This is a genomic window from Pseudomonas lactucae (assembly GCF_036688725.1).
GTDB classification, from domain to species: Bacteria; Pseudomonadota; Gammaproteobacteria; order Pseudomonadales; family Pseudomonadaceae; genus Aquipseudomonas; species Aquipseudomonas lactucae.
In genome coordinates this window covers 1-26450 of the sequence record NZ_JAQQPT010000011.1, presented here as the reverse complement: position 1 = coordinate 26450, position 26450 = coordinate 1, and the positions used below count along the sequence as shown (strand labels likewise).

Below are 26450 nucleotides of genomic sequence, written 5' to 3'. Positions count from 1 at the left end.
AGAAAGCATGTTGAAAAAGACACTTGCTGCTCTGGCAATCGGTACCGCTCTGCTGTCGGCAGGTCAGGTAATGGCCGCTGACTACAAGATCGACAAGGAAGGCCAGCACGCCTTCATCGACTGGAAAATCAGCCACCTGGGCTACAGCTACATCCACGGTACCTTCAAGGACTGGGACGGCACCTTCAGCTGGGATTCGGCCAAGCCTGAAGCCAGCAAAATCGCAGTCGACGTGAAAACCGCCAGCCTGTGGTCCAACCACGCAGAACGTGACAAGCACATCGCCAGCAAGGACTTCCTGGATGTTGGCAAGTTCGCTGACGCCAAGTTCGTGTCTACCGCGGTTAAGTCGACGGGCGAAAAAACTGCTGACGTGACCGGCGACCTGACCTTCCATGGCGTGACCAAGCCAGTGGTCTTCAAGGCCACCTTCAACGGTGAAGGCAAGGACCCATGGGGCGGCGAACGTGCCGGCTTCAACGCCACGACCACGCTTAACCTGAACGACTTCGGCATCAAAGGCCCAGGCCCGACTTCCCAGACTGTCGACCTGGACATCTCGCTGGAAGGTGTTAAGCAGAAGTAATTTCTGCCCAAATAAAAATGCCCCGCATCTTTCGATGCGGGGCATTTTTTATGGCGCTTTGAAACTCAGCGGTTGCGAGTCAGCAGCGCTGGTTTCTCACCACGAGGACGGCCGGGCAATTGATCCAGCTGCTCGGGTGTCGGGAAGCGATCAGCTTTCGACTCCTTGTGGATGATCTTCGGCGCGGGGCCACCGCGCGGGTTCTGCACCGCTGGCTCGGACAGACGAGGCTGGTCGTCACGGGCCGGGCGGCGGTTGTTGCTGCGCGAGTCTTCGCGACGGGCCTGGCCGTCACGCGGTGCGCCGTTACGCGGGCCGCTGCGTTTGGCAGGTGGCGTACCGGTGGTGCCGCCGCTGCTGTTGCGTGGGCCGTTCTGACGAGCGCCCTGAGGCTGGCCGCTGCGTGGAGCTGCCGCGCCAGCGCCTTGTGCCGGTGCACCTGGACGACGGCCACGGCCCTGGGCCGGTTTGGCCTGGGGCACGTAGTCGACGCGGTTACCGAAGTTATCCACGTCGTCGTCGAGGAACTCGTCCGGAGCGCGGTCCGCGGCGGCGCGTGGTGGCTGGCTCGGCTGACGCTGTTCGCGGGCCGGGGTGCCTTCGCGGGGCTTTTGTTCACGGGCCGGGCGTTCGCCACGGCCGTTGGTCGGCGCTTTTTCCTTGCCGCCCTTGTCCTTGCCCTTGTCGCGACGACCACCGCCACCACCGCCGCCGTTCGGGCCATCACCCTTCGGACCGCGTGGGTTGCGTGGATTACGCACGTCCGGACGCTCGCGCGCTTCAGGCTTTTCGGCCTCCACGGCGCTGGAATCGAAGCCCATCAGGTCGCCGTCGGCGATTTTCTGCTTGGTCATGCGCTCGATGCTTTTAAGCAGTTTTTCTTCGTCCGGTGCGACCAGGGAAATGGCCTCGCCCGAACGACCGGCCCGGCCGGTACGGCCGATACGGTGCACATAATCTTCGTCGACGTTTGGCAGCTCGAAGTTGACCACGTGTGGCAACTGATCGATATCCAGGCCGCGTGCGGCGATATCGGTGGCCACCAGGATACGCACGGAGCCGGCCTTGAAGTCGGCCAGGGCTTTGGTGCGCGCGTTCTGGCTCTTGTTGCCGTGGATGGCGACAGCGGTGAGGCCGTGCTTGTCCAGATACTCGGCCAGGCGGTTGGCGCCGTGCTTGGTGCGGGTGAACACCAGCACCTGTTCCCACGCGCCATGGGTGATCAGGTGGGCCAGCAGCGAGCGCTTGTGGCTCGCGGCCAGGCGGAAGACGCGTTGCTCGATGCGCTCGACCGTGGTGTTCGGCGGCGTGACTTCGATGCGTTCCGGGTTGTGCAGCAGCTTGCCGGCCAGGGCGGTGATGTCCTGGGAGAACGTTGCCGAGAACAGCAGGTTCTGACGTTTGGCCGGCAGACGGGCGAGGACCTTTTTCACGTCATGGACAAAGCCCATGTCGAGCATGCGGTCGGCTTCGTCCAGCACGAGGATTTCCACGTGGGACAAATCGACGCTGCCTTGGCCGCACAGGTCGAGCAAACGACCGGGGCATGCCACCAGCACGTCGACACCACGGGACATGGCCTGAACCTGTGGGTTCATGCCAACGCCGCCGAAGATGCAGGCGCTGACGAACTTCAAGTCGCGGGCGTACAGCTTGAAGCTGTCATGCACCTGGGCGGCGAGTTCGCGGGTTGGGGTCAGGACCAGTACGCGTGGTTGGCGCGGGCCGTGACGCTGGGATTTGTCCGGGTGACCGTTGGGGAACAACCGCTCCAGAATCGGAAGGGCGAAACCGCCGGTTTTACCAGTACCTGTCTGAGCCGCGACCATCAAGTCGCGACCTTGCAACACGGCGGGAATGGCCCGCTGTTGCACCGGAGTAGGCTCGGTATAGCCCGCTGCCTCGATGGCGCGGACTAAAGCCTCGGAGAGACCGAGGGAAGCAAAGGACATGAGTAATCCTGTTTTAGTTAGGGCTTGGCCCAAAGGGATAATCTTGCCGGGCGTGAATGGCGCTTAGGGGAGCGCAATCCCGTCCGGTCCTGCTGCGTCTGGCGGGCACTCCACCGGCTCGCGCGGGGCTGAAAGCTGCGCTGTAGCGGGGTTGGGTGCCTTTTTCAAGACCCGAGCGGCCGGGCGTAAGCCTGGCGGAAAGGCCGGAGTATAACAGAGCAATCACGGTGCGCTGCTTTCCTGCTGCTCAACGGTGTGTCCTGAGGCCGTAATGGCCTGGATCCCACCGTATTTTGCACTGAGGACGGCATAGGCGGGTTCCTGTTTGAAACGCTTGAGTTCAGCGGCGAAGCGCTGCACCAGCAGGTCCATGCCGGCGCCACGGCGCACGGCGAGAAATTGCTGCTGGCGGCTGACCATGACCGGTGCCTGGCTGATCCTGCCTTCCAGGCCCAGAGCCTTGATCACATGCTGGCCCACTCGGCGGTCGGTGATGACCAGGTCAATGCGTCCCAGCATCAATTTGCCGAAGTTGGCTTCATGGCTGGGTGCCGGCTCGCGTTTGAACAACGTGGACGTGCTGAAATCGTCGCCGTACAAGTAGCCTGGCGAGGTGCCTACCGTGAGGCCTCGCAGGTCATCGAGATGCTTGGCCGGGTGCGGGCGCTCATTGGCGTAGAACAACGCGAACTCGACGTCTGACAGCGGTTCGCTGGGGTACAGCAGCAAGGCCTCACGGTCAAGGCTGTGGAAAATATCCAGCGCGCCATCGGCATTGCCCTGCTCAAGCATGGCCAGGCAGCGCTTCCAGGGTAGGAACTGCCACTGCACCTCGACCCCCAGTCGCTGGAACACGGTCACCGTGGTTTCGTAGTCCAGACCGCGCATGACGCCGTCTTCTTCATAGACGTAGGGCGCCCAGGGCTCGGTGACAATGCGCAGTTTCTCGCCGTAAGCGGCCAGGCTCAGGCAAGCAAAAAGGGCGGCGGTCAACAGCTTTGCAATGAGCGTCATGCCCTGAGGTTACGATGCTCGTGCACTAAAGAGAAGCTCTGGCCCATGCATTTGAGGGGGGTGCTATTTAGCCTTTGAGGTCATCAGATGTTCATAAATGGCCGCACGGCGCTCGCCGAGAATCAGGCGGACCACGGGATTGGCGAACCAGTGTTCCAGTTGGTGCGCGTCAACCGGACATTTCTGCCGCTCCTCCTGGTTTTGCCGGGCCTTTTCCCACCAGACCGGGCCACAGGCCTGATCGAACTCATTTTCGTGCTCGTAGCAGCCGTAGAGAATCTCGCGGATGAACTGCTGCTTGCGTTTTGGCAGCGCCAGGGTGATCAGCTTGTACAGCGTACGTTGCAGGCGCGGCGGGCGGGGCAGGTGGGCGGAAACCCTGCGGGTGTCGGCCAGCGCTTGGGCACAAAGGGGGTTGGCGGCGTGCTTGGCGATCCACGCTTTGACCTTGGCACGGAACAGCTGCTTGCGGCTCCAGTAGTGGTGGATCAGGTCCGGGCATTGGCGCACGTTGAGTGTGCGGTACGCGGCCACCGACAGGCAGAACTCTTCCAGGGTGTAGGCACCGTGGGCCATGGGGAACAGTTCGTCCATCAACTCGATCGAGTGATCGAGAATGTGCGCGTCCTGGCGGGACAGGCCCATGACGCCGGAGTTGAGCAGCCACATGTCGTCGTCGGCCACGCCTTTGTCGGCCAGGTAGGTGGCCAGGGCTTCATACAGCACGCTTTCGCGGTTATCGCCGTATTTTGCCTGGAAGGCGTTGCACAGCACGGTGCCGGGTGCGACACGTTCGAACAGCACCATGGGCGATTCGTGGAAGAAGGTGTCCGTGTCGATCAGCAGCGCGGTTTCGGCCGTTTCCAGCACTTGGCGCAACAGCACGTGCTTGGTGCGGAAATGGTAACCGTGGGGTTCGCTCCAGCGTTTGCGTGTGGTTTCGTCCAGTGCGTGGACCTGCACCGGCAGGCCCTCGTAGGGCTGCGGGTTATCGCTGAACACCTGGATGTCCAACGGCATGTGTTGGGCGCCCCCTAGATGTGACACGGCGCTGGCGATGCTGAATACCGCTTCCTGATGGTAAGTCTCGGCGCCGAAAACCAGATACACCAGTTGCGGGCGAGGAGTCGGGGACGCTGTATTCATCTACGGTTGGTTTCCTTGCCTGGAAATATGAATAAAAAAGCCCCCGTAATAACGAGGGCCGGGTATTGCGATTAAACAGCCCTAGCGTGGCAGTTTAAGGTTGTTCCAGATTGCCAGGCTGGGTTCGGCCTGGTTCAGGGTATAGAAATGCAGCCCGGGCGCACCACCTTGCAACAATTGTTCACACATTTCCGTGATGACCTGTTCGCCGAACGCCTGGATGCTCTTGACGTCGTCGCCGTAGGCTTCCAGTTGTTTGCGCACCCAGCGTGGGATTTCTGCGCCGCACGCATCGGAGAAGCGTGCCAGCTTGCTGTAGTTGGTGATCGGCATGATGCCCGGCACGATCGGGATATTCACGCCCAGGGCCTGTACACGCTCGACGAAGTAGAAGTAGCTGTCGGCGTTGAAGAAGTACTGGGTGATCGCACTGTCGGCACCGGCATTGGCCTTGCGCACGAAGTTATTGAGATCGTCTTCGAAGTTGCGGGCCTGAGGGTGCATCTCCGGGTAAGCCGCCACTTCGATATGGAAGTGATCGCCGCTTTCTTCACGGATGAAACTCACCAGGTCATTGGCATGGCGCAGCTCACCGCTGGCCATGCCCATGCCGGACGGCAGGTCGCCACGCAGGGCAACGATGCGCTTGATGCCGGCAGCCTTGTATTGGGTCAGCAGGCTGCGCAGGTCGGCCTTGCTGTCGCCCACGCACGACAAGTGCGGAGCGGCGGGAACTTTGACTTCGCTTTCCAGCTGCAACACGGTGTTGATCGTGCGGTCGCGGGTCGAGCCGCCGGCACCGTAGGTGCAGGAGAAGAAGTCAGGGTTGTAACTGGCCAGCACTTTGGCAGTGGCCATCAGTTTTTCATGCCCAGCATCGGTCTTGGTCGGGAAGAACTCGAAGCTGTAGCGACGGTCTTGGGACATGGTAATACCCTTGGGAACTCAGAATGCCGGAGTGTGAACACCTCAATGTGGGAGCGGGCTTGCTCGCGAAAGCGGTGTGTCAGTCAACATTTCCGGTGACTGATTCACCGTTATCGGGGGCAAGTCGAATCGTCGCACCGCCCCTCCCACATTAAAAGCCCGCTCCACAGGGGGAACGGGCAGCAGGCATATCAGTAGCGGTACGCGTGCGGCTTGAACGGACCTTCAACCGTCACGCCGATGTAGTCGGCCTGGGTCTTGGTCAGTTGAGTCACCACGCCGCCGAAGCCGCGGACCATTTCCAGGGCCACTTCTTCGTCGAGTTTCTTCGGCAGTACTTCCACGGTCAAGCGCTCGGCTTTCTGGGCCGGCGACAGGTCGGCGTATTTCTGGCCGTACAGGAAGATCTGGGCCAGCACCTGGTTGGCGAACGAGCCGTCCATGATGCGGCTTGGGTGGCCGGTAGCGTTACCCAGGTTAACCAGGCGGCCTTCGGCCAGCAGGATCAGGTAGTCGTCGTTCTGCGGGTCGAAATCGCCAGCGCCGGTACGGTGAACCTTGTGTACCTGTGGCTTCACTTCTTCCCATGCCCAGTTCTTGCGCATGAAAGCGGTGTCGATCTCGTTGTCGAAGTGACCGATGTTGCAGACCACGGCGCGCTTTTTCAGGGCCTTGAGCATGTTCGCGTCGCACACATTCACGTTACCGGTGGTGGTCACGATCAGGTCGATCTTGCCCAGCAGGGCTTTGTCGATGCTTGCTTCAGTACCGTCGTTGATACCGTCGATGAACGGCGAAACCACTTCGAAACCGTCCATGCAGGCTTGCATGGCGCAGATCGGGTCAACTTCGGAAACTTTAACGATCATGCCTTCCTGACGCAGGGACTGGGACGAACCCTTGCCCACGTCACCGTAGCCGATCACCAGGGCTTGCTTGCCCGACAGCAGGTGGTCGGTGCCGCGCTTGATAGCGTCGTTCAGGCTGTGACGGCAGCCGTACTTGTTGTCGTTCTTGCTCTTGGTCACCGAGTCGTTGACGTTGATGGCCGGGATCTTCAGCTCGCCCTTGGCCAGCATGTCCAGCAGACGGTGTACGCCAGTGGTGGTCTCTTCGGTCACGCCGTGGACGCGGTCGAGGATCTGCGGGTACTTCTTGTGCAGCAGCTCGGTCAGGTCGCCGCCGTCGTCGAGGATCATATTGGCATCCCAAGGCGCGCCGTCCTTGAGGATGGTCTGCTCCAGGCACCACTCATACTCTTCTTCGGTCTCGCCTTTCCAGGCGAAGACCGGGATACCGGCAGCAGCGATTGCGGCGGCGGCCTGGTCTTGAGTCGAGAAGATGTTGCAGGACGACCAACGCACTTCGGCACCCAGGGCAACCAGGGTTTCGATCAGCACGGCAGTCTGGATGGTCATGTGGATGCAGCCGAGGATCTTCGCGCCCTTGAGCGGAAGCTCTGCGGCGTACTTGCGACGCAGACCCATCAGGGCCGGCATTTCGGATTCGGCGATAAAGGTTTCGCGACGGCCCCAGGCAGCGAGGGACATGTCGGCGACTTTGTAGTCGGTGAAATCTGCAGGCGTGTTGACAGCGCTCATGAAGAGCCTCCATTCGTAGTGTGCGAATGGGCGCCGTTGTGCGTTTAGTATCCAGCTCGATGACCAGGCCGGACAACGCCCCATCCGAGCCTGACAGGCCAAGCCTGCTGCAGCGCCCCTCGGACAGGTGGCGGGAGAACGGTATCAATTGAAGATGACCGTTTTGAAGCGGTGGCGATTATAGCCGTGTGCGCCAGACTTCCCAAGCCTTTCTGTCGGCGGCATGAAGAACGCTCATGGACTTGATAGGCAACGGCTCATAGAGCTTGGGCCCGGGCTCTGCCATGATGGCACCCATCATTCGGCAAGACGCTTTGGAGTGACCATGAACTTTCACACCCGCAAATGGGTAAAACCTGAAGACCTCAACCCCAACGGCACCCTGTTCGGCGGTAGCCTGCTGCGTTGGATCGACGAAGAAGCGGCTATCTACGCCATTGTGCAATTGGGCAACCAACGCGTGGTAACCAAGTACATCTCCGAAATCAACTTCGTCAGCGCCTCGCGCCAGGGCGACATCATCGAACTGGGCATCACCGCCACCGAGTTCGGTCGTACCTCCATCACCCTGACCTGTGAGGTGCGCAACAAGATCACCCGCAAGAGCATCCTCACTGTGGAAAAAATGGTCTTCGTCAACCTCGGCGAAGACGGTCTGCCGGCACCTCATGGGCGGACCGAGATCAGGTACGTAAAGGACCAGTTCAAGGACGACGGCATCCCTGAGTAACACAGTGTCGTAGGATTTACGTAACCAAATCATTTATTGATGGATCTTTCCCAGACTCTCTCATCACTCAGGTTTACATCCCGTAGAGAGAGCCTGCGTATGAAAGTATCCAATAACTCAGAAATTCAGATTCAACTACCGTCGCATGACCTTCCGCGTGCCTACACGCCCTTGGTAGACGGCGTAGGTCCGCGCAAGCTGAGCCTTTCACGAGAGGCTAACGGGCGGGTGCAGGTGGTGGTGTCGCCACCGGCGGTCAACCACCTGGTGCTCAGTGGTGGCGGAGCCAAGGGTATTGCCTTTCCGGGCGTCGTAACGGCGCTGGAAGAAAGCCAGAAATTGCAAGGTGTGAAGGCTATTTCCGGCTCGTCCGCCGGCGCCATTTCCGCCGCCCTGCTTGCCAGTGGCATGGGGGCCGATGCGTTCGGAGCGCTGTCGAACAGTATCGACCTGCCGCGCTTGCTCAACAGCAAGGACTCGGTGACTGCCTGGCTGCAGGACGCCAGTTCCAGCGTCGGCAAGCTTGCCGGAGGGTTGCCTGGTCCGGTCGGGAACATTTCCCAACTGTTGATGACCCTGTTGCCGCGCTTGCAAACCGAGGCGCAGCCCCTTGAAGAGATGATTCGCAACGAATCACGTCAGTCGATCCTGACGCATATCGCCGATACGCCCAGGGCCACGCGGCCCGCCGAAGTGATGAAAATTGCCGACCGCCTGAGCGCGGGCGGGGCGCCCACGTTTGGCGATCTGGAGGTCTTGAGCCGACATATACCGGCAATCAAGCAACTCAACATCACCGGAACCGGCATGTTCGATGGCCGTCCGCAGTTGGTGGTGTTCAACGCCGGCCTGACCCCCGACATGGACATTGCTCGCGCCGCGCACATTTCAGGCTCGTTGCCGGGGCTGTTCAAGAGCCCAATGGAGCAAGGCCATGCTTTTCAGGCATCCGCCCAGACCAGTGCTTTCCAGGATGGCGGGCTGCTTCTTAACACACCCGCCCCAGGCGTAATCGAGCGCGCGTTTCCAGAGAGCCCCTTGCATCGGCATGAATCGCTTATCGTCAAGTTTGAAAGCGATGCGACCGCGCAAAAAAGTGGCGGTTTTCTGAGCAGTATTGCTGACAAGTTCACAGGCACCCCCCATACGGCAGCCGGCGCTTATCAAGAAAAACAGCTCCAGCCGTTTGCCGACCAGACCGTGGTGCTGCCGCTGAACAGCGACAAGGGTGATTTTCGGGGCTTGCTCGGCGGCACCGTCAACTTCACCATGAGTCCGGAGCAGAAACAGCACCTGCAAGCGCAGGCTCGGGGAGCGGTGGCGACGCAGCTGGAGCAGCGTGCCACGTTGCGCGAGTCTCATGAGTTTGCCTCGTTGGACGACGCGCTGCTGGCGATGGACGATGACATGCTTGGCGATGCGCGTGAATCATTGCGCAAAGACCCGGCCGCCGCCAATACGCTGATGTTTCGACAAGACGCGCAACAGGCCTTTCACGCCTTGGACAGTGCAATCAGCGAAGGCAATCACACCGGCAAAGCGCTTGAATTCACCCCTCGTTTGCTGTCTGCCGTGCGCAACCTTGATGCGCTGGCGAGCAAACCGGAGCACATCGATTGGCTGGGGCAGCGACTCAACGCCCCGGGCCAGCACAATTTCCAACAGTTGCTGCAGGTGGCGGCCAGGCAAGCATCGCGCACAGGCGCGCCGATGTCCAAGGTGCTTGGCAGTGCTGTGGCTGAGATGCAACGGCGGGACATCGCCGTAAAGGGCGACAATTTTACGCAACAGGTCATTTACCCCTCGTTGTTCCGTCCGGGGCAGCCGGCTGCCAACGTCGACCTGTTACAGCGCGCCGCGCAGGACTTGGCCAAAGCCACCACTCCCGTAGAGTTCAACCGTGTGCTCGACAGCATCGTTGAGCAGTATGGCGCGCGTAACAAACCCTGGTCAGAACCCTTCAGCGCCACCACCGTGGAAATGGCCAAGGCCTGGCGCAAGCCGCTTTAGTTGCCTGGCCACTGAACAGCCATCGCGCCGGCGTGTCGTAGCTACAGGCACCCCTTGGACTCTGGTACATCATGGCCACCCGCGAAGACGGCAAGACCCCCAACCTGTCGCAGCAAGAGCAGCAGGACGTAGACGAAAACCAGCCGCCCCGCGCGGCTGTACTGCATGAAATCATCCGCACCCAGGGCGACCAGGAGCTGGAGCGCAACGTCGCGGCGTTGTGGTGGTCGGCGCTGGCGGCCGGGTTGACCATGGGCCTGTCGTTGATGGCCATGGGCTTGCTCAACTCGCGCCTGCCGGACGGTGAGGGCTTCAAGGTCATCGCCAGCTTTGGTTATTGCGCGGGCTTTTTGGCGGTGATCCTGGCGCGTCAGCAACTGTTCACCGAAAACACCCTGACCGCCGTGCTGCCGGTGATGAGCAAACCCACACTGGCGAACGCCGGGCGCCTGCTGCGCCTGTGGTCGGTGGTGTTGGTGGGTAACCTGTGCGGCACTCTGGTGGTGGCCTACGTGATGCTGCACCTGCCGATCTTCGACACTCGGACTGATCATGCCTTCCTGGAGATCGGGCGCAAGATCATGGAGAACCACCCTGGCCAGATGTTCGCCAAGGGCATCGTCTCCGGTTGGATGATCGCCACCATGGTGTGGATGATCCCGTCGATGGAAAGCGCCAAGATGTGGATCATCATCCTCATCACCTACCTTATGGCGCTGGGAGATTTCACCCATATCGTGGTGGGTTCCGCGGAGGTGTCATACCTGGTGTTCGCCGGCGAGCTGCCGTGGAAGGATTTCTGGCTGGTGTTCGCCGGCCCCACCCTGGCGGGCAACATTATCGGTGGCAGCTTTATCTTTGCGCTGATCAGCCATGCGCAGATTCGCAGTGAAGGCAGCTTGCCGGGCCGCAAGGCTGCGGATCCGAGACATCCGCCGCAGAACAACAAAAAACAGTGAGGGGAGGTAGGCCGCTGCCGCGTGGGTGGCCCACAATAGAACCTTTCGCTGCGCGGTGGTTCATAGCGTGTAGGTGTGACGGGGGTAACGCTAGAACCCCAGTCGCTGCATAAAACGACAAAAGGACTCTGTGATGACGGCTGCTTTCTGGTGTGTGTTGATCGCTATTTTTCTGCCTTATCTGTGTACCGGTGTGGCCAAGTTCAGTGACGGCACATTCGGCGCGCGTGATAACCATGACCCGCGGGCGTTTCTGGACAGCCTCGAAGGGATCGCCAAACGCGCCCACAGTGCGCAACTCAACAGCTTTGAAGTAACCCCGGCGTTCGCTGCGGCGGTGATTATCGCGCACCTGGCCGGCAACGCCGAACTGGTGACCATCAATGTGCTGGCCGTGCTGTTTATCACCAGCCGCCTGCTGTACATCATTTGCTACCTGGCTGACTGGGCGATATTGCGTTCGCTGGTGTGGGCGGTGGGCATGGCGTTGATTGCGAGTTTCTTCTTTGTCTCGATCTAAGCCCTGCTTCACCTTGTGATTTTCGGTGTCGGTCAGGTCTCCGCAGGTGCATCCGGCACTTGCGGCAATGCAATGCCTTTAGGCCACAACATCCAGATCTGTCCCTGTTGTTTCATGCTCCCGGCCAGTTCACCCGCTGCATCACCGGTACCCCAGAACAAATCCGCGCGCACTTCGCCGGTGATTGCACCGCCGGTATCCTGCGCCGCGACCGGGCGTGCCAGCGGCGTGCCGTCCGGTTTGGTGGTCGACAGCCACAACAAGCTGCCCAGAGGAATCACCTTGCGGTCCACCGCCACGCTGTAGCCGGCGGTCAACGGCACGTTCAGCGAACCGCGTGGGCCTTCGTTGCTGTCGGGACGGGCGCTGAAAAATACATAGCTGGGGTTGCTTGCCAGCAGTTGCGGGATCCGTTCGGGGTGCGCCTTGGCCCAGGCGCTGATGGCGCCCATGGTCACCTCTTCTTTCTTCAATTCGCCTTGCTCTACCAGCCAGCGGCCGATAGGGCGGTAGGGGTAGCCGTTCTGGTCGCCATAGCCGACACGCAGTTGGCGCCCGTCCTTGAGCTGGATGCGACCCGAGCCCTGGATCTGCAGAAACTGTAGGTCCATCGGGTCTGTCAGCCAGGCAATCGGCTTGGCGCTGGAGCCTTGGCCGTTGATGGCGCCGGCGTCGTCATAGGGCTTGAGCACGCGGCCTTCAAGGCGACCGCGCAGGCGCTTGCCCTTGAGTTCCGGGTAGATGCTTTCCAGGTTGACGATAATCAAGTCATCCGGCACGCCGTACACCGGTACGTGGGCGGTGGCGGTCTTGGTCAGGCTGCCGGGGTAGACCGGTTCGTAGTAACCGGTGATCAAGCCGTTGGGGGTATTGTCGGCCGAACGCAGGCCAAACACGTCGAGGCGCTCCTTGAGAAAACCACGCACCGCCACCGCATCGCCCGGCACCGTGGCCGCCGCCGCGCAGGTTGCACCCCACACCGGGTCCGCCTTGAGACGTTGGCAGGCACTGCGCCAGGATTCGAAACCGGCCAGCAGGTCGCTGTCGGACACCGCCGGCAAGGCCTCCCAGGGTGCGCTTACATAGGTTGCGACGGCGTGGGGCTTGGAAGTTTCATTTTTGGCGGTTTCTTTGCCCGCATCGCAACCGGCCAGCAGCGCGATCATTGGTAGAGCCCACGCCAGGCGGCGGCCCCAGGGTTTCAAGGTGACATGCATACAAATACTTCCTGAAGCGATTGCCCGTGCTGAAGCGCGGTTGGGCAACCCTTATTAATAATAGGGCTATTGGTCTTTGCGAGCGGGGCGAGGATACTGGCCGCCGTTTCCCGTGACCCTGAGCCACCATGACTTTTAAAAAAATGACCGTTGTATTGCTGGCCTGCCTCGCATTGTCCGCGTGCGGCGGCGTCGATCCGAATTCGCCCCTGGGCCAGCGCAAGGCGATCTTCAAGCAGATGCTCAAGACCAGCGAAGACCTGGGCGGCATGTTGCGCGGGCGCATCCCGTTCGACGGCGCGCAATTCGCCGAAGGTGCGACCCGGCTCGATACGTTGTCCCATCAACCGTGGCAGCATTTCCCGAGCGTGCGCGAGGACGATCACACCAGCGCCAAGGATGACGTTTGGCAAAAACAGGCGCAGTTCCAGCAACTGGCGCGCAACCTGGAGGCGGCCACCGGTGAATTGGTGAGCGCCAGTCAGGTGCAACCCTACAAGGCCGCTAACCTGATGCCTGCGGTGCAGAAAGTCGAAGATGCCTGCAGCGCCTGCCATAAACAGTTCAGAGACCACTGACCGGATTATTGGTCGAGTTCTTCCACTGCGTCCTGCAACTCTTTGCGCGATTCGGCGAGCTTGTCCTTACGTTTGTTGATCTTCTCGGAGTCGCCCTTTTTCATCGCCTTGTCGAGGTCGGCCTGACGGCGGCTGACTTCATGCTTGGCGTCGAGCACCTTGTTTTCCCGTTCCTTCTTCAAGGCGGCGTCGGTGCAGTTGGTGCTGACTTCGCTCAGGGCTTTTTCCAGGCCGGCCTGTTGGTCGCTGTTGCCGTGGGCCTTGGCCTGTTCGATCTGCGTGCTGATGGCCTGGCGCTTGGCGGCGCAGCCGGTAAGGGGGGCTTGCTCGTCCGCCAACAGCGGCATGGCCATGAGGCCAGCAACGGTCAGCAGGGCAAAGGGGGTTAGACGTTTCATGTAGGGCTCCATAATCGCAATCTGATGACCGGGTTGGATTCAGAACCCATCTATCCCGGCCATGCGTAATGTTTCAGCCAGCGCCTGTATCTGCGGGTCGCGAAAAAAGGCGCTCAATTGCGCCGCGCGGCCCGGGCCGATGCCATCGATGGCCTGCCAGGCCTGGGTGTCTCTGGCGATCAAGGTCTGCCAGTCGCCTTCCAGGTTGTTACGTGCCGCAGGCGGTACGCCCAAGGCTTTGAGCCATTGTGCAAAGGGCTGTTGCCGAGCGCTGCGGATGCTGTCGAGTACCCGTGCGCGGCTGAGATCACCGAGGCCATCAATGTTAGCAAGCTCTGCCGCATCCAGGGTCAACCAATCGAGAAAGCCTGCGATTAGACCGGCCTGAATCAATACGTTCCACGTCTCGCGGCCCATATGAGGCAAAGCCAGGCCCTGGTTGCCACTTAGCCAACTGAGTCGCGCAAGCAATTGCTCTTCGCAGCCGGGATCCAATTGCCAGCAGCTCAAAGCGTGAAAATTGCGCGGGTCGGGCACTGGCAGGTCAACGCGCGTGGCATTACGCAGGATCACCTCGTCCAGTCGGGGGATCACTTGGCCCGCAAGGCTGATGGAAACCTGATCGCCGGGGCGGATATCCAGTGCCTGCCATCGCTTCAACGAGCCGGCGCTCACGCGGCTGATCTGCCGATCGTCCAGATGCACCGGCTGCAGCTCCAGAATGGGGGTGATGCGCCCGGTGCGGCCCACCTTGAAATGGACCTTGCGCACCAGTGCCAGGGCTTTGGTTGCCGGGTATTTCCAGGCCACGGCCCAGTAGGGCGCATTGGCTTGCCAGCGTTGCGCGGGTGCGTGCTGCGCCTGGTGCAGTACCACCCCATCACTGGCAAAAGGGAGTGGGTGGTTGTACCAATAGGCGCGCCAGTGCATGGCGTCGGTGAGGTCCTGGACAGGTTGGCTGTAGCGTTGGCTGTCGACGAAGCCCAGGCGCGCCAGGGTGGCCAGGCGTTCGGTGAACCCCGTCGGCCCTTCGGGCCAGGCCCACACGAACAGGCCGATGCCGGCCGCGTCGGTGTCGCTCAGTTGCCGGCGATTCATCAGCCCGGCCACCTTGCTGCGCGCATTGAGCCCGCCGCTGGCCGATTGCACATGCGCGTGCAGGCGCCAATAGAGCTCGCCCTGCAGCACCAGGTCGAGGGGCTCTGGCAGTTGCTGGACGATGCCGGGGATCTTGCGCGCAGAGGCTGACCAGTCCTGGCCAAGCGTGCCGTCGCCGCGGCTGATCACCCGGCTCAACCGGCCCTGGCGATACATCAGGGTCACCGCCACGCCATCGACCTTGGGTTGGATCCATACCTCCTTGTGTGTGTCCAGCCAAGTGCCGACAGCCTGTTCATCCCGTAGTTTTTCCAGGCCGGTATGGGCCACCGGGTGAGGCAATGTGCCCCGTGAAGTGGCCAGCGGGTTGCCTGGCACCGTGGCCGGCTGGGCAGCGCACGGGCGCCAATCGGCCAGACGCTGGCGGGCCTGGTCGTAGAGTTCGTCGCTGACGGGTGACTGGCCGAGGCGGTGGTAGCTGTCATCCCACAGGCGGACCTGTTCAGCCAGCTCGTGGATCTGTGTCCGGGCGTCTTCGGGGCAGTTTTGCGCCAGGCTCCAGAGGGGTACTGCATAGAGTAAAAACGCGATCAGTAAACGCATCATGAGCATCCTTGCTCGGAAGGGGCGCCCAGCCTAAATGATCCGCGCGCCCACAAAAAAGCCCCGACCGTGCGGGGCTTTTTACTGGGTGTTTCCGGTTTACTTGAACAGACCGCCCAGGGCTTTCACGGCTTCGGACTTGTCGGCCTTGGCTGCCTGGGTTTGCTGCTTGGCGTCGGCTTTGGCCTGGGCTTCAGCGAGTTTGTTACAGCCTTTGTTGACCTGCTCCTGGGCTGCGGTGAAGGCGCTCACTTTCAGGGTGTCGTTGCTGGCTTGGGCTGCATCGATCTTGGTTTGCAGGTCCGCCGATTGTTTCTGGCAGTCGCCGGAATTGCCGCCGCCCAACTGGGAAGTCAGGGCGCCGCCCAGTGCACTCAAGTCGGCAGCGTTGGTCGGCAGGGCGAACAGGCTGAGTAGAAGGGCGGCAGGGGCGAGCGTGGAGATGCGCATGAAAAACCTCAATGTTCGACTGCCTGCGCACTGATTGATCCCGGGCCGGCGCAGGGCAATATCCAAATAAGGTAGAGGGCCCGAGAGGGCGCGGATTCTAGGGGGCCATCATTTGGCCCGCAAGGTGTGGATCCAAAAAATGTGACGAGATCGTACCGGCAATAAAAACGCCCAGCCGGACGAACCCGGCTGGGCGTTTGGGTACCACGAACGATTACAGGCCGGCAGCCGTGCGCAGGTCGTTGGCGCGGTCGGTTTTTTCCCAGGTGAAGGTGGTGAAGGTGTCGTCACCCACGGTCTTCTGCGCAGGGGTACGGCCGAAGTGGCCGTAAGCTGCGGTTTCCTGGTACATCGGGTGCAGCAGGTCGAGCATGGTGGTGATCGCGTAGGGGCGCAGGTCGAAGATCTCGCGCACCAGCTTGACGATTTTTTCATCGCTGATCTTGCCGGTGCCGAAGGTATTCAGCGAGATCGACGTAGGCTGTGCCACACCGATTGCGTAGGACACCTGGATCTCGCAGCGTTCGGCCAGCCCGGCCGCCACAATGTTCTTGGCCACGTAACGCCCGGCGTACGCCGCGGAACGGTCAACCTTGGACGGGTCTTTACCGGAGAACGCGCCGCCACCGTGACGGGCCATGCCGCCGTAGCTGTCGACGATGATCTTGCGGCCGGTCAGGCCGCAGTCGCCCACCGGGCCACCAATGATGAACTGGCCGGTCGGGTTGATGTGGAACTGGGTGTCCTTGGTCAGCAATTCGGCAGGCAATACATGCTTGACGATCAGCTCCATCACGCCTTCACGCAGATCGGTGTAGGAAACGTCCGGGTTGTGCTGGGTCGACAGTACGACTGCATCGATCCCGACGACTTTGCCGCCTTCATAGCGGCAGGTCACCTGGGACTTGGCGTCCGGGCGCAGCCAAGGCAGCAGGCCGGATTTACGCGCCTCGGCCTGACGTTGCACAAGCTGGTGCGAGAAGGTGATCGGTGCCGGCATCAGCACCTCGGTTTCGTTGCTGGCGTAGCCGAACATCAGGCCCTGGTCGCCGGCGCCCTGGTCTTCCGGCTTGGCGCGGTCGACACCCTGGTTGATGTCCGGGGACTGCTTGCCGATGATGTTCATCACGCCGCAGGTCGCACCGTCGAAGCCGACGTCGGAGCTGTTGTAGCCGATGTCGGTGATCACGTCACGGACGATCTGCTCCAGGTCAACCCAGGCGGAAGTGGTCACTTCGCCGGCGATGATCGCTACACCGGTTTTCACCAGAGTCTCGCACGCCACGCGCGCAAATTTGTCTTGCGCAATGATGGCGTCCAGCACCGCGTCAGAAATCTGGTCGGCGATTTTGTCCGGATGCCCTTCAGACACGGACTCGGAGGTGAAAAGGGAGTATTCGCTCATCTCGATGTTTTCCTGATATTACCGATGGTGAGTGTCGCCAGCCGGCCGCTGAAAGTGGCGGACCTGGATCTGGAAACCATTACGTAAGCCTACATAGAGGCTTTCCCCGGGAACGAGCCCCGCAGTGGTGGCCCAACGGGCCAGATCGTCCTGTTCAAAACCCAACCAGAGATCACCGCAGGCCTCCCTGGCCCAATTCTGGTTGTGGCTGCATAAATCCGTAACCAGCAGGCTACCGCCGGGGTGCAGCAACCCGGCCATTTGCTTGAGGGCGTCGGCGGGGGCGGCGAAATGGTGCAAGACCATGTTCAGCACCACGCAGTCGGCCTTGATCGTTGTGCTGTTCAGCGCGTCGGCCAGCTGCAGGTTGACGTTGCCCAGTGCCTCGCGTTCGCACAGCTGGCGCGCCAGTTCGAGCATCGCCGGGCTGTTGTCCAGCGCAGTGACCTGCTGGAAACGGCGCGCCAGTTCCGGCAGGAAACCGCCATCCCCTGGGCCGACTTCCAAGGCCGTTGCCCCTTCACTGAAGCTCAGCTTGTCCAGCAGTGCCAGTACGCTGTCGCGGTATTGGGCAAGACCGGCAATCAGGTCTTGCTGGGCGCGAAATTTCTCGGCGACCCGGGCGAAAAAGTCCTGGCTGGCGGCAGCTCGCTGACCATGAACCTGGCCGATGCGCGCTTGTACGTCGCCCGGAAGGTTCAAACCGTCCACTTCTTCAAGCAAGGCCGTGTGCAGCTTACCGCCGAGCAGGTCGGTATGGGGCAGGGCGCGGCGGTAGAAAATCGCATTGCCCTCGCGGCGGGTGGCCACCAGGTCGGCCTGGGACAGCACTTTCAAATGGTGGCTCATGCCCGACTGCCCGATGGCGAAGATCTGCGCCAGTTCCAGTACGCCGAACGAATCGTTGGCCAGTGCGCGCAAGACGTTCAAGCGCAACGGGTCGCCAGCGGCCTTGCACAAGGCTGCCAGTTCATCGCCGTCGTCGGGACGCAGTGAGGGCACGGGTAGGTTCATAAGGCCAGCAGTCTAGTGACGGGTGGGTGTCCCTGCAAGGTCAATATCAAAAAGTTTTGATATTGATCGATAAGTGGTGGTTATAAGCAGTCGCCATCACCGTTAGACGAATACGTGAAAGGTTTCTGCAAGCGATTGCCGGCCAAAGCACAGGAAAAACACCCACAAGTGACTATCTGTCATTGCCCGCAGGCGGTGGCTGAGGGAAAATGCCGGTCCTTTTTTCCGTTTCTTTATTCAATCCTCCAGGAGATCAGCGATGCCCAGCCGTCGTGAGCGTGCCAACGCCATTCGTGCCCTCAGCATGGATGCCGTGCAAAAAGCCAACAGCGGCCATCCCGGTGCCCCGATGGGCATGGCGGATATCGCCGAGGTACTTTGGCGTGATTACCTGAAACACAACCCAAGCAACCCGTCGTTCGCCGACCGTGACCGCTTCGTGCTGTCCAACGGCCACGGCTCGATGCTGATCTATTCGCTGCTGCATCTGACCGGCTACGACGTCACCATCGATGACCTCAAGAGCTTCCGCCAGTTGCACAGCCGCACCCCGGGCCATCCGGAATTCGGCTACACCCCAGGCGTCGAGACCACCACCGGTCCCCTGGGCCAAGGCTTGGCCAATGCCGTCGGCTTCGCGCTGGCTGAAAAAGTCCTGGGCGCGCAGTTCAACCGTCCTGGCCACGATATCGTCGACCACCACACCTACGTGTTCCTGGGTGATGGCTGCATGATGGAAGGCATTTCCCACGAAGTCGCTTCCCTGGCCGGTACCCTGGGCCTGGGCAAGCTGATCGCGTTCTACGATGACAACGGCATTTCCATCGACGGCGAAGTCGAAGGCTGGTTCACCGATGACACGCCAAAACGTTTCGAAGCCTACAACTGGCAGGTGATCCGCAACGTCGACGGCCACGATCCTGAAGAAATCAAGACCGCCATCGACACCGCTCGCAAGAGCGCGCAGCCGACCCTCATCTGCTGCAAGACCACTATCGGTTTCGGTTCGCCGAACAAGCAAGGCAAGGAAGACTGCCACGGCGCCCCACTGGGTGACGCGGAAATCGCCCTGACCCGTGAAGCGCTGAAGTGGAACCACGGCCCGTTCGAAATCCCGGCCGACATCTACGCCGAGTGGGATGCCAAAGAAAAAGGCCTGGCGACCGAAGCCGAGTGGGACCAGCGTTTCGCGGCCTACTCCGCCGAATTCCCTGCGCTTGCCAACGAACTGGTCCGCCGTCTGGCCGGCGACCTGCCTGCCGACTTCTCGGAAAAAGCCTCGGCCTACATCGCCGAAGTCGCGGCCAAGGGCGAAACCATCGCCAGCCGTAAAGCCAGCCAGAACACCCTGAATGCCTTCGGCCCGTTGCTGCCTGAGTTCCTTGGCGGTTCGGCCGACCTGGCCGGTTCCAACCTGACCCTGTGGAAAGGTTGCAAAGGTGTCTCGGCCGAAGACGCCAGCGGTAACTACATGTACTACGGCGTGCGCGAGTTCGGCATGAGCGCCATCATGAACGGCGTGTCCCTGCACGGTGGCCTGGTGCCTTACGGCGCGACCTTCCTGATGTTCATGGAATACGCGCGCAACGCCGTGCGCATGGCCGCGCTGATGAAGAAGCGTGTGATCCATGTGTACACCCACGACTCCATCGGCCTGGGCGAAGACGGCCCGACGCACCAGCCGGTCGAGCAACTGACCAGCCTGCGTACCACGCCGAACCTGGATTGCTGGCGCCCAGCCGACGCGGTGGAATCCGCCGTGGCCTGGAAGCACGCCATCGAGCGCAAGGACGGCCCTTCGGCGCTGATCTTCTCGCGTCAGAACCTGCAGCACCAGGTGCGCTCCGACGCGCAGATCGCCGACATCAGCCGCGGCGGTTACGTGCTCAAGGACTGCATCGGCGAACCGGAGCTGATCCTGATCTCCACCGGTTCCGAAGTGGGCCTGACCGTTCAGGCATATGACAAGCTGACCGCGCAAGGCCGCAACGTGCGCGTTGTGTCCATGCCGTGCACCAGCGTGTTCGAAGCCCAGGACGCCGGCTACAAGCAATCGGTGCTGCCGTTGCAGGTCAGCGCGCGTATCGCCATCGAAGCGGCGCATGCAGACTACTGGTACAAGTACGTAGGCCTGGAAGGCCGCGTCATCGGCATGACCACCTACGGTGAGTCGGCACCGGCGCCGGCGTTGTTCGAAGAGTTCGGTTTCACCCTGGAAAACATCCTCGGTCAGGCTGAAGAACTGCTGGAAGACTAAGTCGGTCTGCGTTGTTTGCACTGACGCCATCGCGGGCAAGCCCGCTCCCACATTTGGATTGCGGTCTACTGTGGGAGCGGGCTTGCCCGCGATGGCGTCAGAACATTCAACACCGAACTAACCTTGATCGAGAACCCCATGCCCCAACCGCGTCCCTACAAAGTTGCACTCAACGGCTACGGCCGCATTGGTCGTTGCGTCTTGCGTGCTCTGTTCGAGCGAGGGGCGACGGCCGGGTTTGAAATTGTTGCAATCAACGATTTGGCCGACATGGCCAGCATCGAATACCTGACACGCTTTGACTCCACCCACGGCCGTTTTCCCGGCGAAGTGCGGGTCGACGGCGATTGTCTGCATATCAACGGCGACTGCGTGAAAGTATTGCGCAGTGCCACCCCCGAGGGCATCGATTGGGCGGCGCTGGGCGTCGACCTGGTGTTGGAATGCTCCGGTGCCTATAACACCCGTGCCGATGGCCAGCGTTTTATCGACGCCGGTGCGCCGCGTGTGCTGTTTTCCCAGCCGATGGCCAGCGAGGCGGATGTCGACGCCACCATCGTCTATGGCATCAACCAGGATTGCCTGACCGGCACCGAGCTACTGGTGTCCAATGCCTCCTGCACCACCAACTGCAGCGTGCCGTTGTTGCGTCTGCTGGACCAGTCGATTGGTATCGATTACGTGTCGATCACCACAATTCACTCGGCGATGAACGACCAGCCGGTGATCGACGCCTATCATCATGAAGACCTGCGCCGCACACGCTCGGCGTTCCAGTCGGTGATTCCGGTGTCCACCGGCCTGGCCCGTGGCATCGAGCGCTTGCTGCCGGAACTTGCCGGGCGAATCCAGGCCAAAGCCGTAAGGGTACCGACGGTGAATGTGTCCTGCCTGGATATCACCTTGCAAACCGTCAGCGACACCGATGCCGTGGAGGTCAACCGGATTCTGCGCGATGCCGCCACCAGCGGCCCGCTCAAAGGCCTGCTGGCCTACACCGAGCTGCCCCACGCCAGTTGTGATTTCAACCATGACCCGCATTCGGCGATCGTCGATGCCAGCCAGACCCGCGTTTCCGGCCCGAGGCTGGTGAACATCCTGGCCTGGTTCGACAACGAGTGGGGTTTTGCCAATCGAATGCTCGACGTTGCGGAACATTATCTGCATATCGCCTCTAAACAACCTCAACAGTAATTCAGGAACTGCGACCCATGACCGTGTTGAAGATGACCGACCTCGATCTGCAAGGTAAGCGCGTACTGATTCGCGAAGACCTCAACGTCCCAGTCAAGGACGGTGTAGTCACCAGCGATGCGCGAATCCTGGCCTCGCTGCCGACCATCAAGCTGGCCCTGGAAAAAGGCGCGGCCGTGATGGTCTGCTCCCACCTGGGTCGTCCGACCGAAGGTGAGTTCTCCGCCGAAAACAGCCTCAAGCCTGTAGCCGATTACCTGAGCAAGGCCCTGGGCCGCGAGGTGCCATTGGTGGCCGATTACCTGGGCGGCGTAGACCTGAAGGCCGGCGATATCGTGCTGTTCGAAAACGTGCGCTTCAACAAGGGCGAGAAAAAGAACAGCGACGAACTGGCCCAGCAATACGCCGCCCTGTGCGACGTGTTCGTGATGGACGCTTTCGGCACCGCGCACCGCGCTGAAGGCTCGACCCACGGCGTGGCCAAGTTCGCCAAGGTCGCGGCTGCCGGCCCACTGCTGGCCGCTGAACTGGACGCACTGGGCAAGGCCCTGGGCGCGCCGGCACAACCGATGGCCGCCATCGTGGCCGGCTCCAAGGTGTCGACCAAGCTGGACGTGCTTAACAGCCTCAGCCAGATCTGCAACCAACTGATCGTCGGCGGCGGCATTGCCAACACCTTCCTGGCCGCAGCCGGTCACCCGGTGGGCAAGTCCCTGTACGAACCGGACCTGCTCGACACCGCCCGCGCCATCGCCGCCAAGGTCAGCGTGCCATTGCCGGTCGATGTGGTCGTCGCCAAGGAATTCGCCGAAAGCGCCGCCGCCACCGTCAAGCTGATCGCTGACGTGGCCGACGATGACATGATCCTGGACATCGGCCCGCAAACCGCAGCTAACTTCGCCGAACTGCTGAAAGCCTCCCAGACCATCCTGTGGAACGGTCCGGTCGGTGTATTCGAGTTCGACCAGTTCGGCAACGGCACCAAAGTGCTGGCCAAGGCGATTGCCGAAAGCTCGGCATTCTCCATCGCCGGTGGCGGTGACACCCTGGCGGCCATCGACAAATATGGCGTGGCTGAGCAAATCTCCTACATTTCTACCGGTGGCGGCGCATTCCTCGAATTCGTCGAAGGCAAGGTCCTGCCGGCCGTTGAAGTGCTGGAAACCCGAGCCAAAGGTTAAAAGCGTGATCAGGAAAAGGAGCATTCCCATGATCAAGACGTTGGCACTGGTGATCGCGGCGGGCCTGTTGGCCGGCTGCGGCAGCACGCCAAGCGCGGCGCCTGCGCCTGTGACGCCTGCACAGCAGCAGCAAAACAACTGCTACCAGGCTGACTGGCAAGCCGAAACCATGCCGGTGATCAACAAGCGCATCGGCAACGAACGGCTGGAGAAATACGACTCCGCGCCCAACGGTCAGGAACAGGGTTGCCCTTGACGGGTCTGATCAACTAACCGACAGCAGTGACGGCCCAGGGCCTTCGCTCGAGGATTGGCAATGAAAGGCGTTTTCGCCCTGGCGGCACTGGCTTTACTGGCCGGTTGCAGCAGCATGAACATGTTCAACAAGGCAGAGCCTGCCGATAAGTGGACCACCTGGATCTGTGACAGCAAGGCCGAGGTCAACTGGCGCTTTGCCAATGCGGCCCGCTCCGAGGTGGATGTACGCCTCGGCGGTTCCGACCAGGTTTATCGCCTTAAACAGGACATTGCCGCCTCGGGTGTGTTGTACGCCAACGACCAGTTGGCGTTTCACACAAAAGGTGAGGAAGGCCTGGTTTACTGGGTGGCTACCGACGATTTGATCGGGCGGGGCTGCAAAGCCCAATAAGCCTGACAGCAATAACGATTCAGCAGGCCAGGCATGCAAAACCTGACCGGCAATAACTTGAATAGCAGCCGCCGCTACGGCAGGCTTGCACGATTAACGACCCTCTACCGGGAGAGACAACACAATGGCACTTATCAGCATGCGTCAAATGCTGGACCACGCAGCCGAGTTCGGCTACGGCGTCCCAGCCTTTAACGTCAACAACCTTGAGCAGATGCGCGCCATCATGGAAGCCGCTGACAAGACCGACTCCCCCGTGATCGTCCAGGCTTCGGCCGGTGCGCGCAAATACGCCGGTGCTCCGTTCCTGCGTCACCTGATCCTCGCCGCGATCGAAGAATTCCCGCACATCCCGGTGTGCATGCACCAGGACCACGGCACCAGCCCTGACGTGTGCCAGCGCTCCATCCAACTGGGCTTCAGCTCGGTCATGATGGACGGCTCCCTCGGCGAAGACGGCAAGACCCCGACCGACTACGAGTACAACGTACGCGTGACCCAACAAACCGTGGCCATGGCCCACGCCTGCGGCGTGTCGGTTGAAGGCGAGCTGGGCTGCCTGGGTTCCCTGGAAACCGGCATGGCCGGCGAAGAAGACGGCATCGGCGCCGAAGGCGTGCTGGATCACAGCCAAATGCTGACCGACCCGGAAGAAGCCGCTGACTTCGTCAAGAAAACCCAGGTCGATGCCCTGGCCATCGCCATTGGCACCAGCCACGGCGCCTACAAGTTCACCAAGCCGCCAACCGGCGACGTACTGGCTATCGACCGCATCAAGGAAATCCACAAACGCATCCCCAACACCCACCTGGTGATGCACGGTTCTTCCTCGGTCCCGCAAGAGTGGCTGGCGATCATCAACCAGTATGGCGGCGACATCAAAGAAACCTACGGCGTACCGGTTGAAGAAATCGTCGAAGGCATCAAGTACGGCGTACGCAAGGTCAACATCGACACCGACCTGCGCCTGGCCTCCACCGGTGCGATGCGTCGCCTGATGGCCACCAACCCGAGCGAATTCGACCCGCGTAAATTCTTCGGCGCCACCGTGACCGCGATGCGTGATGTGTGCATCGCCCGTTATGAAGCGTTTGGTACGGCGGGTAATGCGTCGAAGATCAAGCCGATCTCGCTGGAAGCGATGTACCAGCGGTATTTGAAAGGTGAGTTGAACGCTAAGGTGAACTGAGTCTTAGGTGTTTAAAAAAGCCCGCAGCGATGCGGGCTTTTTTGTGGGTGCGCTTCCAGCAGACGTAAGGCGGTTGAAATGTCCCTCATAACGGACATAATTGGATAAATCCTATTAAAAGTCCTATATGGGTGACATTTTGCTCATCACCAGCCCTCCCGAATTTGGCGAACGGCTTAAACAGCTGCGCCGAGCGAAGCACTACAGCCAGCAGCAGCTCGCGGAAAAAGCGCGGTGCAGCCGCAAGACCATCATCGACCTGGAAGCGGGAGAAAACGTTGCCATGTACACGGCCTTCCGAGTGATTACAGCGTTGGGAATGGCGTTGGAAGTGGTTGATCGGCGGATCGATCTCAAATCCCTTGCCGAACTGGTGGAGTACGATGAGTAAGGTCAAGCGGCTTAGCATTGCCACGCCCCAAGGCGTGGGAGGCGAACTGTCCAAGGGGTCGCAGTTCTCGTTTTCCTACGCTTCGGCTGAGGCGTCGCGTGAAGTCTCGTTGGTCATGCCTTACGACCCAACGCCTACGGTCAGTAATGTTCTGCATCCGATTTTTGATATGAATGTGCCTGAAGGCTTCTTGGCCGATCAGATCAAGCGTCGGATGGCCAAGCATATGCAGGTGGACGAAATGCGCCTGCTGTCGATCATCGGTGGCAACCAGATTGGTCGGCTGAGTTATGAGAATCCCATAGAGGCTTTCACGCCTGTAAAGGCTCAGGTCGGGTTACAGGAGATTCTGTCTGCGCAAACCTCTCAGGGTGTATTCGATTTTCTGGTCGACACCTACTTTGAGTCCGGAATCTCGGGCGTGCAGCCGAAAGTACTGGTGCCTGACCTGGATAAGTTGACGGGCAGCCGCAAAACCATGCTCAGCTCCGATCTGATTGTAAAATCCGGCGCCGATGAATACGCCCACTTGGCTCAGAACGAATTCCTGTGTTTGGAGGCCGCTCGTCTTGCCGGCCTGGAGACGCCGCGTTTCTGGTTGTCCGACGGTGGCGACCTGTTTGTCATGGAGCGCTTTGATCTGACACCGGCCGGCAGGTTGGGGTTTGAGGACATGGCGGTGCTGCTGGGGCTGAACAAAGACCCTCACGACAACTACAAGTATTCCCAAAGTTACGAAACCCTCGCGGCAGTGATTCGCGAGGTGTGCCACCAGGGTGATGTGCTGCGCGAGCTGGAGCGTTTTTTCTCTTCGGTGTGCTTGTCGGTCATGGTGCGCAATGGTGATGCTCACCTTAAGAATTTCGGTGTGCTCTATACCCATCCGGGGGCTCTTGAAACCGTGCAATTGGCTCCGGTATTCGATGTCACGACCACCACCGCATATGAGCATTACAACCCCAAATCCGGGCAAGCGCTGGTCGACCGTACCTTGGCAATCAAGATGAACAAGGTGAAGGCGTATCCTGATCGTCAGCAACTGATTGAGTTTGGTCGCAAGCACTGTGGCATCGCAGCCCCAGGGATGATTATTGAACGTATCGCCGAAGCCATGTCGCAGGCGTTGAGTGCGCATCAAGCGCGGGTTGATGTTGAGCTTTTTTCAACCATGCAGAAGGAATGGGATGCAGGACGCGCTATGGCGCTTCACGACTCGGTGACGCCTGGGATGAGACGCAAGCCCGTAGTAAAACCGCTGGCCTGAGGCCATTGAAAACCCGCATAAGATGCGGGTTTTTTGTTGCGTGCGCCAGGCATGGCGCGTTGCGCGTAAGCGCAACCAGCTTGGCTGTGGTGGCCACGCTGGTGACTTGGAGGTGAA

At 60.7% G+C, this 26450-nt stretch carries 25 protein-coding genes and 1 riboswitch; of the genes, 14 read left to right on the top strand and 11 right to left on the bottom strand.

The annotated features are described in order from the left end of the window. Positions 1-7: 7 nt before the first annotated feature. Complete coding sequence (locus V6M90_RS14045) at positions 8-586, top strand: YceI family protein (protein WP_003176640.1); 579 nt, start codon at positions 8-10, stop codon at positions 584-586. Between the two features lie 65 nt (positions 587-651). Here V6M90_RS14045 and V6M90_RS14040 read toward each other — a convergent pair whose 3' ends face one another. The 5 genes from V6M90_RS14040 to ahcY all read right to left on the bottom strand — a co-directional run bounded on the left by V6M90_RS14040 (position 652) and on the right by ahcY (position 7226). Beyond that, positions 652-2538: a DEAD/DEAH box helicase gene (locus tag V6M90_RS14040; protein WP_003176639.1), complete on the bottom strand. Its 1887-nt coding sequence runs from the start codon at positions 2536-2538 to the stop codon at positions 652-654. Between the two features lie 222 nt (positions 2539-2760). After that, positions 2761-3552 carry a substrate-binding periplasmic protein gene (locus tag V6M90_RS14035; protein WP_003176638.1) on the bottom strand — a complete coding sequence of 264 codons (792 nt, stop codon included), beginning with the start codon at positions 3550-3552 and terminating at the stop codon, positions 2761-2763. 63 nt (positions 3553-3615) lie between these two features. Then, complete coding sequence (locus tag V6M90_RS14030; protein WP_003176637.1) at positions 3616-4698, bottom strand: hypothetical protein; 1083 nt, start codon at positions 4696-4698, stop codon at positions 3616-3618. A gap of 81 nt (positions 4699-4779) precedes the next feature. Beyond that, a complete protein-coding gene (gene metF, locus V6M90_RS14025) occupies positions 4780-5625 on the bottom strand; it encodes a methylenetetrahydrofolate reductase [NAD(P)H] (protein WP_141062908.1) in 846 nt (281 codons plus the stop codon). A 191-nt stretch (positions 5626-5816) separates the two neighbouring features. After that, on the bottom strand, positions 5817-7226 hold the full coding sequence (ahcY, locus tag V6M90_RS14020; RefSeq protein WP_003176634.1) for an adenosylhomocysteinase: 1410 nt from the start codon (positions 7224-7226) through the stop codon (positions 5817-5819). A gap of 21 nt (positions 7227-7247) precedes the next feature. Then, positions 7248-7353: riboswitch (S-adenosyl-L-homocysteine riboswitch) on the bottom strand. Between the two features lie 198 nt (positions 7354-7551). On the opposite strand from ahcY, the gene V6M90_RS14015 reads away from it, so the two are divergent. The 4 genes from V6M90_RS14015 to V6M90_RS14000 all read left to right on the top strand — a co-directional run bounded on the left by V6M90_RS14015 (position 7552) and on the right by V6M90_RS14000 (position 11445). Further along, entirely contained in the window at positions 7552-7956 is a 405-nt protein-coding gene (locus V6M90_RS14015; protein WP_003176633.1) for an acyl-CoA thioesterase, read from the top strand. Positions 7957-8055: 99 nt separating this feature from the next. Next, positions 8056-9966, top strand: coding sequence for a patatin-like phospholipase family protein (locus tag V6M90_RS14010; RefSeq protein WP_332846696.1), 1911 nt, complete (start codon positions 8056-8058; stop codon positions 9964-9966). A 71-nt stretch (positions 9967-10037) separates the two neighbouring features. Beyond that, positions 10038-10925, top strand: coding sequence for a formate/nitrite transporter family protein (locus tag V6M90_RS14005; RefSeq protein WP_332846695.1), 888 nt, complete (start codon positions 10038-10040; stop codon positions 10923-10925). Between the two features lie 133 nt (positions 10926-11058). After that, complete coding sequence (locus V6M90_RS14000; protein ID WP_003176630.1) at positions 11059-11445, top strand: MAPEG family protein; 387 nt, start codon at positions 11059-11061, stop codon at positions 11443-11445. 32 nt (positions 11446-11477) lie between these two features. Here V6M90_RS14000 and mltA read toward each other — a convergent pair whose 3' ends face one another. After that, entirely contained in the window at positions 11478-12662 is a 1185-nt protein-coding gene (mltA, locus tag V6M90_RS13995; protein WP_332846694.1) for a murein transglycosylase A, read from the bottom strand. 128 nt (positions 12663-12790) lie between these two features. On the opposite strand from mltA, the gene V6M90_RS13990 reads away from it, so the two are divergent. Next, positions 12791-13240, top strand: a complete 450-nt coding sequence (locus tag V6M90_RS13990; protein WP_003176628.1) for a c-type cytochrome — start codon at positions 12791-12793, stop codon at positions 13238-13240. Positions 13241-13245: 5 nt separating this feature from the next. Here the strand turns inward: V6M90_RS13990 and V6M90_RS13985 are convergent, their stop codons facing one another. The 5 genes from V6M90_RS13985 to V6M90_RS13965 form a co-directional block, all read right to left on the bottom strand. Then, on the bottom strand, positions 13246-13638 hold the full coding sequence (locus V6M90_RS13985) for a DUF1090 domain-containing protein (protein WP_003176627.1): 393 nt from the start codon (positions 13636-13638) through the stop codon (positions 13246-13248). A gap of 39 nt (positions 13639-13677) precedes the next feature. After that, positions 13678-15342 (bottom strand): NAD-dependent DNA ligase LigB, encoded by a 1665-nt coding sequence (gene ligB / locus V6M90_RS13980; RefSeq protein ID WP_332846693.1) that lies wholly within the window; start codon positions 15340-15342, stop codon positions 13678-13680. A gap of 96 nt (positions 15343-15438) precedes the next feature. Continuing rightward, positions 15439-15789 carry a DUF1090 family protein gene (locus V6M90_RS13975; RefSeq protein WP_141062912.1) on the bottom strand — a complete coding sequence of 117 codons (351 nt, stop codon included), beginning with the start codon at positions 15787-15789 and terminating at the stop codon, positions 15439-15441. Positions 15790-16003: 214 nt separating this feature from the next. Further along, positions 16004-17194 carry a methionine adenosyltransferase gene (metK, locus tag V6M90_RS13970; protein WP_003176624.1) on the bottom strand — a complete coding sequence of 397 codons (1191 nt, stop codon included), beginning with the start codon at positions 17192-17194 and terminating at the stop codon, positions 16004-16006. An 18-nt stretch (positions 17195-17212) separates the two neighbouring features. Beyond that, positions 17213-18208, bottom strand: coding sequence for an ArsR/SmtB family transcription factor (locus V6M90_RS13965; protein ID WP_332846692.1), 996 nt, complete (start codon positions 18206-18208; stop codon positions 17213-17215). 259 nt (positions 18209-18467) lie between these two features. Between V6M90_RS13965 and tkt the strand changes: the two genes are divergently transcribed. The 8 genes from tkt to V6M90_RS13925 all read left to right on the top strand — a co-directional run bounded on the left by tkt (position 18468) and on the right by V6M90_RS13925 (position 26333). Next, positions 18468-20465 (top strand): transketolase, encoded by a 1998-nt coding sequence (gene tkt, locus V6M90_RS13960; protein WP_305428019.1) that lies wholly within the window; start codon positions 18468-18470, stop codon positions 20463-20465. Positions 20466-20603: 138 nt separating this feature from the next. Next, on the top strand, positions 20604-21659 hold the full coding sequence (epd, locus tag V6M90_RS13955; protein ID WP_003176620.1) for an erythrose-4-phosphate dehydrogenase: 1056 nt from the start codon (positions 20604-20606) through the stop codon (positions 21657-21659). A gap of 17 nt (positions 21660-21676) precedes the next feature. Then, the gene (locus V6M90_RS13950; protein ID WP_003176619.1) at positions 21677-22840 is read left to right on the top strand and encodes a phosphoglycerate kinase; all 1164 of its coding nucleotides are present in this window, start codon (positions 21677-21679) and stop codon (positions 22838-22840) included. Positions 22841-22868: 28 nt separating this feature from the next. Further along, entirely contained in the window at positions 22869-23096 is a 228-nt protein-coding gene (locus V6M90_RS13945; protein ID WP_042945384.1) for a lipoprotein, read from the top strand. Positions 23097-23156: 60 nt separating this feature from the next. Then, positions 23157-23489: an MliC family protein gene (locus V6M90_RS13940; protein ID WP_003176617.1), complete on the top strand. Its 333-nt coding sequence runs from the start codon at positions 23157-23159 to the stop codon at positions 23487-23489. A gap of 124 nt (positions 23490-23613) precedes the next feature. Then, positions 23614-24678, top strand: a complete 1065-nt coding sequence (gene fba / locus V6M90_RS13935; RefSeq protein ID WP_003177554.1) for a class II fructose-bisphosphate aldolase — start codon at positions 23614-23616, stop codon at positions 24676-24678. Between the two features lie 127 nt (positions 24679-24805). Next, the gene (locus tag V6M90_RS13930) at positions 24806-25069 is read left to right on the top strand and encodes a helix-turn-helix transcriptional regulator (protein WP_232291279.1); all 264 of its coding nucleotides are present in this window, start codon (positions 24806-24808) and stop codon (positions 25067-25069) included. Continuing rightward, positions 25062-26333, top strand: coding sequence for a type II toxin-antitoxin system HipA family toxin (locus V6M90_RS13925; RefSeq protein WP_003176613.1), 1272 nt, complete (start codon positions 25062-25064; stop codon positions 26331-26333). The genes V6M90_RS13930 and V6M90_RS13925 overlap by 8 nt, the downstream gene beginning before the upstream one ends. Positions 26334-26450: the final 117 nt, after the last annotated feature.